The organism is Stenotrophomonas sp. Steno-Z1, assembly GCF_056393175.1.
The window spans coordinates 59,597-71,892 of sequence record NZ_JBWJPB010000006.1 but is presented as its reverse complement, the minus strand read 5'-3'; the positions used below and the strand labels follow the sequence as shown (position 1 = coordinate 71,892).

General features: G+C 69.9%; 14 protein-coding genes. 5 read left to right on the top strand and 9 right to left on the bottom strand.

Annotated elements, in window-relative coordinates:
• Nucleotides 1–26 precede the first annotated feature (26 nt).
• Nucleotides 27–527, bottom strand: coding sequence for an acyl-CoA thioesterase (locus AC06FD_RS15425; protein WP_256774928.1), 501 nt, complete (start codon nucleotides 525–527; stop codon nucleotides 27–29).
• 255 nt (nucleotides 528–782) lie between these two features.
• Here AC06FD_RS15425 and AC06FD_RS15420 point away from each other — a divergent pair, with 255 nt between their 5' ends.
• Nucleotides 783–956, top strand: a complete 174-nt coding sequence (locus AC06FD_RS15420; protein ID WP_478078281.1) for a hypothetical protein — start codon at nucleotides 783–785, stop codon at nucleotides 954–956.
• A gap of 31 nt (nucleotides 957–987) precedes the next feature.
• Here the strand turns inward: AC06FD_RS15420 and metK are convergent, their stop codons facing one another.
• The gene (gene metK / locus AC06FD_RS15415; RefSeq protein ID WP_259209175.1) at nucleotides 988–2,199 is read right to left on the bottom strand and encodes a methionine adenosyltransferase; all 1,212 of its coding nucleotides are present in this window, start codon (nucleotides 2,197–2,199) and stop codon (nucleotides 988–990) included.
• A gap of 338 nt (nucleotides 2,200–2,537) precedes the next feature.
• On the opposite strand from metK, the gene AC06FD_RS15410 reads away from it, so the two are divergent.
• The 3 genes from AC06FD_RS15410 to AC06FD_RS15400 are packed head-to-tail and all read left to right on the top strand — an operon-like array spanning nucleotide 2,538 to nucleotide 4,898.
• Nucleotides 2,538–3,344, top strand: coding sequence for a UDP-2,3-diacylglucosamine diphosphatase (locus AC06FD_RS15410; protein ID WP_394163875.1), 807 nt, complete (start codon nucleotides 2,538–2,540; stop codon nucleotides 3,342–3,344).
• A gap of 40 nt (nucleotides 3,345–3,384) precedes the next feature.
• Nucleotides 3,385–4,461 (top strand): metal-dependent hydrolase, encoded by a 1,077-nt coding sequence (locus AC06FD_RS15405; protein ID WP_478078280.1) that lies wholly within the window; start codon nucleotides 3,385–3,387, stop codon nucleotides 4,459–4,461.
• Nucleotides 4,458–4,898 (top strand): hypothetical protein, encoded by a 441-nt coding sequence (locus tag AC06FD_RS15400; protein ID WP_478078279.1) that lies wholly within the window; start codon nucleotides 4,458–4,460, stop codon nucleotides 4,896–4,898. The genes AC06FD_RS15405 and AC06FD_RS15400 overlap by 4 nt, the downstream gene beginning before the upstream one ends.
• A 24-nt stretch (nucleotides 4,899–4,922) precedes the next feature.
• Here AC06FD_RS15400 and AC06FD_RS15395 read toward each other — a convergent pair whose 3' ends face one another.
• The 6 genes from AC06FD_RS15395 to AC06FD_RS15370 form a co-directional block, all read right to left on the bottom strand.
• Complete coding sequence (locus AC06FD_RS15395; protein ID WP_478078278.1) at nucleotides 4,923–5,750, bottom strand: methyltransferase domain-containing protein; 828 nt, start codon at nucleotides 5,748–5,750, stop codon at nucleotides 4,923–4,925.
• 10 nt (nucleotides 5,751–5,760) lie between these two features.
• Nucleotides 5,761–6,753: a tRNA dihydrouridine synthase DusB gene (gene dusB / locus AC06FD_RS15390; RefSeq protein WP_259209168.1), complete on the bottom strand. Its 993-nt coding sequence runs from the start codon at nucleotides 6,751–6,753 to the stop codon at nucleotides 5,761–5,763.
• Nucleotides 6,754–6,922: 169 nt separating this feature from the next.
• Entirely contained in the window at nucleotides 6,923–7,669 is a 747-nt protein-coding gene (locus tag AC06FD_RS15385) for a SagB/ThcOx family dehydrogenase (protein WP_478078277.1), read from the bottom strand.
• Between the two features lie 14 nt (nucleotides 7,670–7,683).
• On the bottom strand, nucleotides 7,684–9,021 hold the full coding sequence (locus AC06FD_RS15380; RefSeq protein ID WP_478078276.1) for a YcaO-like family protein: 1,338 nt from the start codon (nucleotides 9,019–9,021) through the stop codon (nucleotides 7,684–7,686).
• Entirely contained in the window at nucleotides 9,018–9,602 is a 585-nt protein-coding gene (locus AC06FD_RS15375) for a hypothetical protein (RefSeq protein WP_478078275.1), read from the bottom strand. Before AC06FD_RS15375 ends, AC06FD_RS15380 begins: the two co-directional genes overlap by 4 nt.
• A 51-nt stretch (nucleotides 9,603–9,653) precedes the next feature.
• The gene (locus AC06FD_RS15370) at nucleotides 9,654–10,511 is read right to left on the bottom strand and encodes a hypothetical protein (RefSeq protein ID WP_478078274.1); all 858 of its coding nucleotides are present in this window, start codon (nucleotides 10,509–10,511) and stop codon (nucleotides 9,654–9,656) included.
• A gap of 76 nt (nucleotides 10,512–10,587) precedes the next feature.
• Between AC06FD_RS15370 and AC06FD_RS15365 the strand changes: the two genes are divergently transcribed.
• Entirely contained in the window at nucleotides 10,588–11,244 is a 657-nt protein-coding gene (locus AC06FD_RS15365) for a phosphatase PAP2 family protein (protein WP_478078273.1), read from the top strand.
• Nucleotides 11,245–11,315: 71 nt separating this feature from the next.
• On the opposite strand, the gene AC06FD_RS15360 is transcribed toward AC06FD_RS15365, so the two are convergent.
• Nucleotides 11,316–12,281, bottom strand: a complete 966-nt coding sequence (locus AC06FD_RS15360; RefSeq protein WP_478078272.1) for a ribokinase — start codon at nucleotides 12,279–12,281, stop codon at nucleotides 11,316–11,318.
• Nucleotides 12,282–12,296: the final 15 nt, after the last annotated feature.

The following is a 12,296-nucleotide window of genomic DNA, read 5'->3' as shown; positions in this document are numbered from 1 at the left end:
CGGCCAGCGGGCGGCACTCCCGGGGGTTATTCCGGGGAGGGCGGGTTGGACGCCAGCAGCTCCAGGTGCCGCTGCTCCATTTCCTCACGCAGCTGGCGGCGGATCAATGCGGCCGCGTGCCGGCGGCGTTCGTCGCTGGTTTCCAGCTGCAGCGGCGGTACCGGGGTGGGCTTGCCGTCCTCGTCCACCGCGACCATGGTGAAGAAGCAGCTGTTGGCGTGGCGCACGCTGCGCTTGAGGATGTCCTCGGCCACCACCTTGACCCCGATCTCCATCGACGAGGTGCCGGTGTAGTTGACCGAGGCCAGGAAGGTGACCAACTCGCCGACCGCGATCGGCTGGCGGAACATCACCTGGTCCACCGACAGGGTGACCACGTAGCGGCCGGCATAGCGGCTGGCGCAGGCGTAGGCGACCTGGTCGAGCAGGCGCAGCACCGCCCCGCCGTGGACCTTGCCGGAGAAATTGGCCATCTCCGGCGACATCAGCACGGTCATGGACAGCTGGTTGGATTTGAATTCGGGCATGGGGGGAGTGTAGCGCCGGTAGGGCTGCAGGGAGAGCCGACCGTTGGTCGGCTGGACGCACGCGACGGCCGACGCCAACCTGGGCTGATGCCAAAACGACGACGGGCCGCGAAAGCGGTCCGTCCTGTTTTCTTCGATCATTGCCGCGCTGCGCGCGGCAAGCCGACCAACGGTCGGCTCTACCGGTAAGAGAAGGGCCGCCTTCGCGGCCGCGCCGCGATGGTGCCGATGCGCCGTGCAGGGGAACGTACCGCCATGCGCCGTTATGTTGCCGCCCAAACGACGACGGGCCGCGAAAGTGGCCGCGCCGCGATGGTGCCGACGCGCCGTGCAGGGGAACGCATCGCCATGCGCCGTGGTGTTGCCGCCCAAACGACGATGGGCCGCTTTCGCGGCCCATCGGCTTTTCCGATCATTGCCAACCGGTAAGAACATGGGACGCTTTCGCGGCCCATGTGGCTTATTTCAGCTTCGCATCCGCACGCAGGGCGGCGGCGCGATCGGTCTTCTCCCAGGAGAAGGCGGTCGCGTTGACGGTTTCGCCGGAACCGTTGAGGTAGCTGAAGTCCTTCGGCTTGCGGCCGAAGTGACCGTAGGCGGCGGTCTGCTGGTACATCGGGTGGATCAGGTCCAGCATCTTGATGATGCCGTACGGGCGCAGGTCGAAATGCTTGCGGATCAGCTTCTCGATCTTGTCATCGCTGATCTTGCCGGTGCCGAAGGTGGTGACCGAGATCGAGGTCGGCTCGGCCACGCCGATGGCGTAGGAGACCTGCACTTCGCAACGGTCGGCCAAGCCGGCAGCCACGACGTTCTTGGCGACGTAGCGCGCCGCGTAGGCAGCCGAACGGTCGACCTTGGACGGATCCTTGCCCGAGAACGCGCCACCACCGTGACGGGCCCAGCCGCCGTAGGTGTCGACGATGATCTTGCGGCCGGTCAGGCCGCAGTCGCCCACCGGGCCACCGATCTCGAACTTGCCGGTCGGGTTGATGTGGAACTTGGTGCCCTTGTGCAGCCACTTGGCCGGCAGCACCGGCTTGATGATCTCTTCGCGGACGGCCTCGATGAGGTCCTTCTGCTTCACGCCCGGGGCGTGCTGGGTGGACAGCACCACCGCGTCGATGGCCGAGACCGCACCGTTTTCATAGCGCAGGGTGACCTGGCTCTTGGCATCCGGGCGCAGCCAGGACAGCGGCGAGTTCTTCTTCTTGCGGATCTTGGCCTGCTGCTCGACCAGGCGGTGCGACAGGTGGATCGCGGCCGGCATGTAGCTGTCGGTCTCGTTGGTGGCATAGCCGAACATCAGGCCCTGGTCGCCAGCGCCCATTTCTTCGGGCTTCTTGCGGTCAACGCCCTGGGCGATGTGCGGGGACTGCTTGCCGATCAGGTTCAACACGCCGCAGGTGGCGCCGTCGAAGCCGACGTCGGAGCTGTCGTAGCCGATGTCCAGGATCACCTTGCGGGTCAAGGCCTCCAGGTCGATCCAGGCGCTGGTGGTGATTTCACCGGCCACGATCGCCACGCCGGTCTTGACCATGGTCTCGCAGGCAACGCGGGCGCGCTGGTCCTGGGCAAGGATCGCGTCCAGCACCGCATCGGAGATCTGGTCGGCAATCTTGTCCGGATGGCCTTCGGAGACCGATTCGGAGGTGAACAGGTAGCTGGACATCAGGCGTAATATCCTTTGATTCGGATGGAAAGATGGGCGCGAATGATACACGGCAACCCGCGCCGTTGCATTGTGCGCCAGCGCGAGTTGCCCGTGGTTAAGCCCGCGTGCCCGTCGCAGGGCCCGATGTGACGGGATTGGGGCCCAGGGTTACCGCCCAGTGTTCCACCAGCGTGACACTGGTCCGGCCAGCCGGGCCCGGCGAGCGTCATCGCGCTGTCGCCAAACCGCCATCGCCCTGCCTTGCCAGGCGCGCAGGCTTCGGCGCATCCGGGCGCCCGGCCCGGGGGGAGCACGCCATGCAGCCGCCTGAGCAGCGCAATGCAGGACCGCGTGCCATGCACGCGGTGACCCGACTGTCGCCGTACCGCCGCGCCGTATTCCTGTCCGATGTGCACCTGGGCTCGCGCCACTGCCACGCCACCGAACTGGCGCGGTTCCTGGCCGACCTGCGCTGCGAACGCCTGTACCTGGTGGGCGACATCATCGACCTGTGGTGGATGGCGCACCGCCGGGCGAGCTGGCAACCGGCCCACAGCGAGGTGATCCAGGCCCTGCACGCGCTGCGCGGCGCCGGCACCGAGATCATCTACATCCCCGGCAACCACGATGCATCGCTGCGCCAGGTATGCGGGCTGGTGCTGCCGGCCATGCAGGTACGCCGCCGTGCCATCCACGTCACCGCCGACGGGCGCCGGCTGCTGGTCGCCCACGGCGACGACTACGACGGCGTCACCCATTTCGGTGGCCTGCAGGAGCGGTTCGGCGACTGGCTGTATTACCGCATCCTCACCGGCAACCACCTGCTCAATGCCGTGCGGCGCCGGCTCGGGCGCCGGTACTGGTCGTTGTCGGCGTTCCTCAAGAAGCGCAGCAGTGCCGCCGAGCGCTACATCGAGCGCTTCGTCCAGGCCGGGCTGGAGGATGTCCGCCGGCGTGGCCTGGATGGGATCGTCTGCGGGCACATCCATCGTGCCGCGCTGGTCGAGCGGGACGGGCTGGTCTACGCCAACGACGGCGACTGGGTGGAGAGCCTCACCGCGCTGGTCGAAGATCCCGATGGCCGCCTGCGGCTGCTCGACCACAGCGGTCGCACGCGGGTGGAGCTTCCGCCCGCGGTCGCCCGCGTGCCGCGCGCGGCCTGAGCGCGCCGCATCGCGCCTGCGCGGCTGCTAGCATCGGCCGATGGACTCCTTTACCCAGATCGTACTGGGCGGCGCTGTCGCCGCCGCCATCGCCCCGGCCGGCCACCGCCGCGCCGCCCTGCTGGCCGGTGCCGCACTTGGCACCCTGCCGGACCTGGACGCCCTGCTGCTCGGCTTCACCACCACCGATCCGGTGGCCCTGATGACCGAGCACCGCAGCTATAGCCACTCCCTGCTGGTGCTGCCCTGGGTCGCGGCACTGATCTGGTGGCTGTTCAAGCGGTTCGGCCATGGCCGGGTCGCGCAGGCGCCGGCGCGCTGGTTCTGGGCGATCCTGCTGGCCCTGGTTACCCACCCGCTGCTGGATGCCTTCACCGTGTACGGCACCCAGTTGTGGTGGCCGTTCACGCCCCCGCCGACCATGTGGTCCAGTGTCTTCATCATCGATCCGCTGTACACCGTGTGGCTGCTGCTGGCCTGCGCGGTGGCCTGGGTCGCCCGCGCGCGCCCGCTGGCGCAGAAGGCGCTGGTGGCCGGGCTGGTGCTCAGCTGCGGCTACCTGGGCTGGTCGCTGCTGGCCAAGCACACGGTCGAGCGCGACGCCGACCGCGCGCTGGCGGCGATGGGCCTGGGCGATGCGCCGCGGTTTTCGGTGGCCACCCCGTTCAACACGCTGCTGTGGCAGGTGGTGGCGATGACCCCCAGTGGCTATGTGATCGGCGAGCGCTCGCTGGTCGCCGATGACGGCCCGATGACCTTCGAGGGGCATCCGTCCAATGTGCAGGCCCTGCGCCAGGCGGCCGCGCTGCCGGCGGTGCAGCGGCTGGCGTGGTTCAACCGCGGCTTCATGCGCGCGCAGGTCGTGCAGGGCCAGTTGCAGCTCAGCGACCTGCGCATGGGGCTGGAACCGGACTACACCTTCACCTTCGCGGTGGCCCGGGCCGAGGGCGAGGGCTGGGTGGCGATCACGCCGCTTCAGCTGCGCCCAGCGTATGAAGGCGCGCAGGGCAGGGCGACGCTGAAGCGCCGGTTCGCGGGACTGTGGCAGCGCATCTGGCACGCCCCGACCGCCACCGGGGTGATCGCACCGAAGGCAGGGCTGACGGAGGCACCGTGACCGAACGGTTCGAGATGGAGATCAATGGCACGCGCTATACGCGGTTGGCCGATGTGCCGCCGGAGTACCGCGCGTTGCCGGTGCACCTGGCCCCGGCGCGGTCGGCCGAGCAGCCGGCGGTTCCGCTGCGCGAGATCCTGCACAAGGCCAAGGCGCAGCCTGATCGGGCGCGCCGGCAGCAGGTGGCGCTGGAGGCGCTGGCCAAGGTCGATCCTGCGCGGGCGCGGCGCCTGCAGAACACGCTCACCGAGCGCAGCCAGCGGCCGGCGACCGGCACGCTGGAAGTGGGCACGCCGCCGAGCGCCCGCCCTCGCGATGCTGCCCGCAACAGCGCCGCCGGCATGACCGTGGCGCCGGGGGATCGCGGCGGGCTGGGGCTCTGGGTGGTGCTGGCGGGCGTGGTGGTCGCCACCGTCGTCGCCTGGATCATGCGCTAGCGGCGCAACCTCGCGCCCGCGTCTTCAATACACCGTCGCGCGTGCCTGCACGAAGGAGAAGAAGAACACCGCGTTGGGGTCGTTCTGCACCAGGCTGAACTCGCGACGCATGCCGTCCACGGTGTCCTGGTCGACCAGGCCCGCCCCCAGCAACGCATCGACCGCCGACAGCAGCAGCTGCTCCCAGAACGCGATCATGGTCTTGCGCCGGGCCGGCTCGCGGTTGTCCAGGTGGATGGTCTTGATCTCGGTGTACACGTCGCGGAAGCCACCGGCCAGCAGCAGGTTGCCCAGCTTGGCGCCGACGAACGGGTCGCCGCCGTGGTCGTACTGGAAGTCGTTGAACGCCATCCAGTAGCGCCAGATATGCGGCGAGTACGGATCGAGCAGGAACGAGGCGTTCATCACCTCGGTGATGTACACCGGCGAGCCCGGGGCCAGCACCCGGCGCACTTCGCTGAGTACGCGCGCCGGCGACGGCACGTGTTCCAGCACCCAGCACAGGAAGGCCGAATCGAACTGGCGCGCGCCGAACGGCAGGTCGCCGGCATCGGCCTGCAGCAGGGCGTAGCGCTCGCTGCACCAGGGGGTTTTTTCCAGGTTGCCGCGCGCGGTGTCCAACTGGGCCTGGCTCAGGTCCACGCCGGTGACGTGCAGCTCGGGGAAGCGGCGCAGCAGGATCTCGGTCTGCGCACCCACGCCACTGCCCACTTCCAGCAGGCGCTGGGCACCGCTGTAGTCGATGCCACTGAAAATGCTCGATTCGAACAGGCGGGCCTGGGTCACCAGCCGGTGCTGCTCGGTACTGGAGAACCCATGCAGGTAGGTCGGGGCGGCGATCGGCGGGGTCATGGCAGTGGACTCAGGCAGCAGAGGACAGCGGCACGCCAGCGGCGAGCGCGTTGAAATAGTCGGTGGTCAGGGCGATCTGGCTGGCGGCATCGTCGGCGCGGTTGACCACCGCGCGGAAGGCCGCGTTTTCGGGGCGGTCCTTGGCGTACCAGCCCAGGTGCTTGCGCGCGATGCGCACGCCCTGCGGCTCGCCGTAGAAGTCGTGCAGCGCGTGCAGGTGGCCGAGCAGGATGTCGCGCACCTCCTGCAGCGACGGCGGCGCCAGCAGCGTGCCGGTCGCCAGGTAGTGCGCCACCTCGCGGAAGATCCACGGGCGTCCCTGCGCGGCACGGCCGATCATCACCGCGTCCACGCCGGTGACCGCCAGCACGTGGGCGGCCTTCTGCGGCGAGTCGATATCGCCATTGGCCAGCACCGGGATGCGCAGTGCCGCCTTGATCGCGGCGATGGTCTCGTACTCGGCCTGGCCGGTGTAGTGCTGGTCGCGGGTGCGCCCATGCACGGCGAGTGCGGCGATCCCGCTGTCCTCGGCGATGTGGGCGATGCGCGGACCGTTGCGGTGGTCGCAGTCCCAGCCGGTGCGGATCTTCAGCGTGACCGGTACATCCACCGCCGCGACCACGGCGCTGAGGATGCGGGCGACCAGGTCCTCATCGCGCATCAGCGCCGAGCCGGCCCAGGCGTTGCAGACCTTCTTGGCCGGGCAGCCCATGTTGATGTCGATGATCTGCGCGCCATGATCGACGTTGTAGCGCGCCGCCTCGGCCAGCTGCTGCGGCTCGGTGCCGGCGATCTGCACGCTGATCGGGTCCGGCTCACCGGCATGGTCCATGCGGTGCAGGGATTTGCGCGTGTTCCAGAAGCGCGGGTCGGAGATGGTCATCTCCGAGGCGGCCAGGCCCGCGCCCAGCCGCTTGCACAGCAGCCGGAAGGGCTTGTCGGTGACGCCGGCCATCGGCGCCAGCACCACGTTGGGCTGGATGTTGTAGGGGCCAATCTGCATGGGCGCATTGTAGAGCGCGCCGGCCGTGCCCAACGCGCGGGCGGGCACCCTGTTCAGGCCGATCCGGAAGGGCCTGATGCGCTACGGTCATGAGCATATGCTTGACCCTTGGTTCCACCGCCCCCAGTGACCGGGGATGCTGGGCAGTTGGCTGAGGGCCCGGTCGTGCTCAAGGCGCCGGGCCACAGGCATAGGCCAGCACGGCCAGGTGCCGCCGTGGGTCCAGCCCGAGCAGGTCGAGTACGGCGGCATCCTCGAAGGAGCCGATCGCGCAGCCGGCGGCCTTCATCGCCGCCACTTCCTGCCCCAGCGCCCCCAGCCAGACCCCCGCCTCGATCAACACGAAGCGGCCACCGCGTTCACCGTACTTGGCCAGCGTGCCCGCCGGCTCGGCGATCAGGAACAGCACCGCCGCCGGCCGCTCCGGCCAGTCCACGCCGAGCAGCGTGGACAGCGCCGGCCACGCCGGGCACGGCGCCACCGGCACCAGGGCGTGTGCGAGCGGGTCGTACCAGTGGATGCCCTGCGCCGGGGTGGGCGCATCGTCGCTGGCGTACAGCGCGGCATAGGCCTGGATCGGGTACTTGGCCCCACCGGACGGCAGGCGCCGGGTGTCGCTGGCACCGGGGCGTGCGCGCAGCGGGGCCAGCACGCGCCCCAGCTCCTGCGCGCCCCAGCGTGCGTCCCCGAAACGGCGGCCACTGTGGCGCTGCGCCAGGGCGTCATCGGGGTGGACCGGGTCCGGCAGGGCGATGCCGCCGGCCGCATGCAACGGCCGCGGCGGCGAGCCAGCGCGTGCGGCATCGTCGGCGATGCGCGCGCGCATCACCTCGGCGCGCGCAGGGTTGAGTTCGCCGTTGTGCCAGAACAGATGGAACAACGGGGCATCCTGCCAGGGGGAAGGCGGTGACGGCATGCGGTCCTCGGGCATCAGCCCAATGGATGCGGGAAGGGATTGGGAAACGCACCGCCGTGCGGCACGCCGGGATAACGCCAGGCCACGTCCTGGCACCGGCCACCGAGGAACGGCGCGCGCTCGTCGGCATGCAGGCCACTGAGCTGGGGCGACAGTACCCGCATCACCCGCAATCCCGCCGCGGCCACGTCGGCGGTGGTCAACTCGCGGTAGTACAGCGCGATGCCGGCATGGCCGAGCCGCCGCCGCAGCGCATCCAGCTCGGCGATCGCGCGCTGCGCCGGCGGGCGCAGGGCGGCGTCGGGCGGCGGCAGGGTCAACGGGCTGGCGCCTGCATCCCGCAGCAGCGGCAGCTGCGGCCACAGGTCCGGGCGCAGGGTGTAGAACGCGGCATGTTCGTCGAAGCTGCGCAGCGCTGCCGGGTCGCGCGGCAGCCGGGCACTTTCGCGGCCACACAGATGCGCGGCGAAGGTCAGCGACTGCTGCCATTCCAGCAGCGCCTTGTGCAGCGCCTCGCCCGGATCGGCGCGGCAGGCGATGCCGAGTACATTGCGTGGGCGGCCGTCGAACGGGATGCCACCGGCGACCGCGATGACCGGGTGCGGGTTCCACTGCTGGGTCAGGTCGAAGGCCTGCAGTTCGCCACCGCGCGCGCTTGCGTGGGCATGCCATGGCGCCGGCAGGGCGATCCTCCGGCCGGCCACGCCATTGAGCCAGGTCACCGCCAGCGCATCGCGCTCGAGCAGCTCCTGGGCGGCGCGCAGCAGCGCCAGCCAGGCGCCATCACGGCCATCCCGCCAGGCGGCCAGCCCACTGGAGGTCGACGGCAACCGCGCCTGGCCGCTGCGCGGCCCCAGCCCCACCAGTTCCTGCGGCACCCAAACCACCCGGTTGTCATCCAGCGCATGCACCGCGGCGAACAGATCGTCATCGCGTTCGGGCATCGGCCACGCAAAGCCGGGCGTCGCGCGTTGGCGTGCCGAGAACAGGGCGAACGTCGCTTCGTCCAGGCGTTGTGCGGGCGTCAGCGCATCACGGCGACGCACCTCGAGGCCCACCTGCGCCGCCGCCAGCCGCTCCAGCGCCTCGGCGACCGCGCCATCGGCGGCTGCATCGGCGTCCAGCGCGACCGCGCCTGATACCCCTTGCCAGGGGTTGGCCGGGTCGGCCGGGGTGGCGGCATTGTGGACCCGGCGTCCCTCGAACAACGGGCCGGTGTCATCACAGGGGTTGGCGTCGATCGCCTGCGCCGGGCGGACCAGCCCACAGCGCGGACGCGCCGCGCCATGCAGCAGGTGCGACGACAGCGTGGGGGTTTCCGGGTCCGCCGCGTCGACGGCGGAGCGGCTCATTTCATGACGCTCAGCCAGAGCATCATCTCGGCCGCGCCGACCACGAACAGGCCCAGCAGCAGCGCGATGCCGATGCCGATGCCGCGCCCGAGCGAACGCCCGGAGCGCTCGTAGATGAGTGCGTAGATCCCGACATACACCCCGACCGCGACGAACAGGCCGAATATCGGGTTGGCGATGCCCATGAAGAGGCCACCGCCGGCCGCCGCCAGCGGCAAGGCGAACAGCCCCAGCAGCACCCGGCTGGTGCGGCTCATCCCAGCTGCCGGCACTACATGGGCGGCGCTGTCGGAAAGGTCCGGATGCGCGGTGCTGGACGGGTCCGGCTGCGATCGAGGTTGCGGGGTGTCGTGGTCGGTGCCTGTCGGGGTGTCGACGGCGACGACCGGGGCGTGTGCGTCACTGCCGGCGGCCGCGGGCGCAACCGGTTGCAGCCCGCCGAGCACCACCGCCGACAGCACCGAAGTGCCGAGCAGGGTGACGATGCAGGAACTGCAGGTGGTCGAGGTCGAGCCGCCGCCTGCCGCGGCAAGGTCCTGGCGCGAAGCACTGGCGTCGAACTGGTTGGGCAGGCGATACATACGGTCACTCCATTGACCGAGGCGGAAACGCCCGGCGCGTGGGCCACAGTATCACGGGCGCCCGGCGTCCCAGGGCAACGACAGCGGCGCTGGCAAGGGTGCGTCGCCGCGCTGGCAGGCCGGGCACCACGGCAGCCGCAGCACCCGGTCGCGCTCGCCATGCAGGCGATGCAGGTCCAGCCAAACGGTGCGTTCGAAGTAGCCCAGCAACAGCTGGGGTTGATCCAGCAACGGCGCGACCAGTGCCGCGATCCGTGCCGGTTTCGCCGCGACCGCCGGCATCGCCGGCACTGCCGCCTCGCCCCAGCGGCGCAGCACCCGGTTGCCCAGGCAATACACACAGGCACTCTGGCCCGGCACCACATAGGGCCCCAGCGCCAGCGTGTGGTGATAGCTCAGGTCCAGCAGCAGGTGCGGTTGGGTCGGCATCTGCGTGCGGTACCGGGTCAAGGCCGCTTCCCAGCCAAGCCCATGCCGGACCAGCACCAGCAGGTCGGCATCGGCGACGGCATCGACGCGCTGCAGCGCCGCGCCACCCTGCTGGTCGAACGCGTCGGCCAGGCCGGGCAGGGGATCGCCGAGCCAGTCCAGTGCATAGCGCCGCACCGTGGGCACTGCCTGCAACGGCACCAGCACGCCGAGGCGGATCAACTGGCGGACCGCGGCGCCGCATTCGGCATCGTCCTGCAGGATCGCCAGGGTGTCGTCCTGCCAATGGCCGAGGATCCGCTCGACGGCTGTCGGCGTATCGGCCTCGTCGACCACGTACAGCTCGTCCGCGCCACCGGACACCAGCAACAGCTGACGCTGCGCATGGGTCTGCGAAAACAGGGCCCAGGCCGGATTGCGCGTCCAGCGCGGTTCGTCCGCCTGCGCCACTGCGTGTTCGGGACTGCCTGCTGCTGCCACTGCGTACGGTCCGTGTATCGGTTGAAACCCAAGAATAACGGCAAACAGGCACGCCACGTTCTGCTACGGTGCGCGCGTGCGCACACTGCCTGTTGCCAACGTTCCGGTCACCCCGCCGCCCTGGCGCGAGGCGTTGCTGTGGATGCTGCTGCTCGGCGCGATGTTCATCCATGGCTACAGCTGGACCAACCAGTGGGCGGCCAGCCAGGCCCAGACCCATACCCTGCATGGTCGCTGGGATGATGCGATCCCGTTCTGGGCGTGGACCATCTGGCCCTACCTGGCGTTGAACCTGTTGTACCCGCTGACGTTCTTCATCTGCCCGACCCGGTCGGCCTTGCGCCGCCACGCGGTGGCCATCGCCCTGGTGCAGGCCGGCTGCATGCTTGCCTTCGTGTGCTGGCCAACCGGCAATATCCGTCACCTGCCGCAGCCGGACGGCGCCAGTGGACTGCTGTTCGCCCAGCTGCGCGCGTTCGAGGCGCCGTTCAACATGGCGCCGTCGCTGCATGCCGCGGTACTGGTGCTGGTCTGGCAGGCCTGGCGGCAGGTGCTGCGGACGGAGGCGGCGGCGTTGCGCTGGCTGTGGCACGGCGCCTGTGGCCTGATCCTGCTGTCGACCGTGACCACCTGGCAGCACGATCTGCTGGACGTGCTTGCGGGACTGCTGCTCGGTGCGCTGGCGTGGTTGATCGCGCGATGCGTGTGCAGGCCGCGCCGGCCAGTCGGCTGAGCTGCGCGGACGGCGATGAAGCAAAAAAAGGCCAGCGCGAACGCTGGCCTCGCTATCCATGACGGTGACGCTTACTTGTTCTCGACATCACCCGGGGTGAAGTGCGGCATCGCCACGGCGGCGCCTTCCTTCTCGGTGGAGCGGCCCGCGAACTGGTTGGCAAAGCGCACGTGACGGATGAAGGCCGCCTCGCCGTCCTGCGCGATCGAGGCGCACAGCGCGCCGTTGAACGCGTCGCCGGCACCGGTGGTGTCCAGCACCTGTACCTGTTCGGCACCCACGCGGTAATACGGCTGGGTGTCGCCGCGCAGGTTTTCCTCGGCATGCGAAACGAACACACCCACCGACCCCAGCGTGACCACCACGGTGCCGTTGCCGACCAGCTTGCGGCACAGCGCATGCAGGCTGGCACCGTCCAGGGCGGCGACGTCGTTGGCGTCCACGCGCTCACCGACATGGCGGCCGAGCAGGGCGGCGAACTCGGTCTCGTTCGGGGTCAGCACGTCGGCCAGCTTGAGCAGGCCGATGCTGGAGGGGGCGTCGGCCGGGGCGGCATTGAGCACGGTGGTGGCACCGGACTCGCGGGCCAGCGCCAGCGCCGCTTCGATGGTTTCCACCGGGGACTCCAACTGCGCCAGCACCACCTTGGCGCGGCCCAGCAGCGCGCGCTGGGCCTGCACGAAGTCCAGGCTGAGCGCCGCGTTGGCGCCGGGGCCGATCACGATCGTGTTGCGACCGCGGGCGTCCACGTAGATGCCGCCGGTGCCGGTCGGCTCGCTGCTGGCCTCGGCGGTCAGGGCGAAACCGTCCTGCTCGGCCAGGCCACGCGCCATCGCACCGCCGGCGTCGTCGCCGAGCGCGCACAGGAAGGTGGTCGCCGCACCGGCGCGGCGGGCAGCCACGGCCTGGTTGAAGCCCTTGCCGCCGGGGCCGGTGCTGTAGCGCCCGGCGATGGTCGCACCCGGGGCCGGGAGCGACTCGCAACGCCAGACATGATCCACGTTGAAGGAACCGACTACGACGACACTGCTACTCATAAAGACTGTTTCTCA

Excerpts from the sequence above, each read along its gene's own strand:
- AC06FD_RS15425 (WP_256774928.1), bottom strand. The coding sequence starts at position 527 with ATGCCCGAATTCAAATCCAACCAGCTGTCCATGACCGTGCTGATGTCG.
- AC06FD_RS15420 (WP_478078281.1), top strand. The coding sequence starts at position 783 with ATGCGCCGTTATGTTGCCGCCCAAACGACGACGGGCCGCGAAAGTGGC.
- metK (WP_259209175.1), bottom strand. The coding sequence starts at position 2,199 with ATGTCCAGCTACCTGTTCACCTCCGAATCGGTCTCCGAAGGCCATCCG.
- AC06FD_RS15410 (WP_394163875.1), top strand. The coding sequence starts at position 2,538 with ATGCACGCGGTGACCCGACTGTCGCCGTACCGCCGCGCCGTATTCCTG.
- AC06FD_RS15405 (WP_478078280.1), top strand. The coding sequence starts at position 3,385 with ATGGACTCCTTTACCCAGATCGTACTGGGCGGCGCTGTCGCCGCCGCC.
- AC06FD_RS15395 (WP_478078278.1), bottom strand. The coding sequence starts at position 5,750 with ATGACCCCGCCGATCGCCGCCCCGACCTACCTGCATGGGTTCTCCAGT.
- dusB (WP_259209168.1), bottom strand. The coding sequence starts at position 6,753 with ATGCAGATTGGCCCCTACAACATCCAGCCCAACGTGGTGCTGGCGCCG.
- AC06FD_RS15385 (WP_478078277.1), bottom strand. The coding sequence starts at position 7,669 with ATGCCGTCACCGCCTTCCCCCTGGCAGGATGCCCCGTTGTTCCATCTG.
- AC06FD_RS15380 (WP_478078276.1), bottom strand. The coding sequence starts at position 9,021 with ATGAGCCGCTCCGCCGTCGACGCGGCGGACCCGGAAACCCCCACGCTG.
- AC06FD_RS15375 (WP_478078275.1), bottom strand. The coding sequence starts at position 9,602 with ATGTATCGCCTGCCCAACCAGTTCGACGCCAGTGCTTCGCGCCAGGAC.
- AC06FD_RS15360 (WP_478078272.1), bottom strand. The coding sequence starts at position 12,281 with ATGAGTAGCAGTGTCGTCGTAGTCGGTTCCTTCAACGTGGATCATGTC.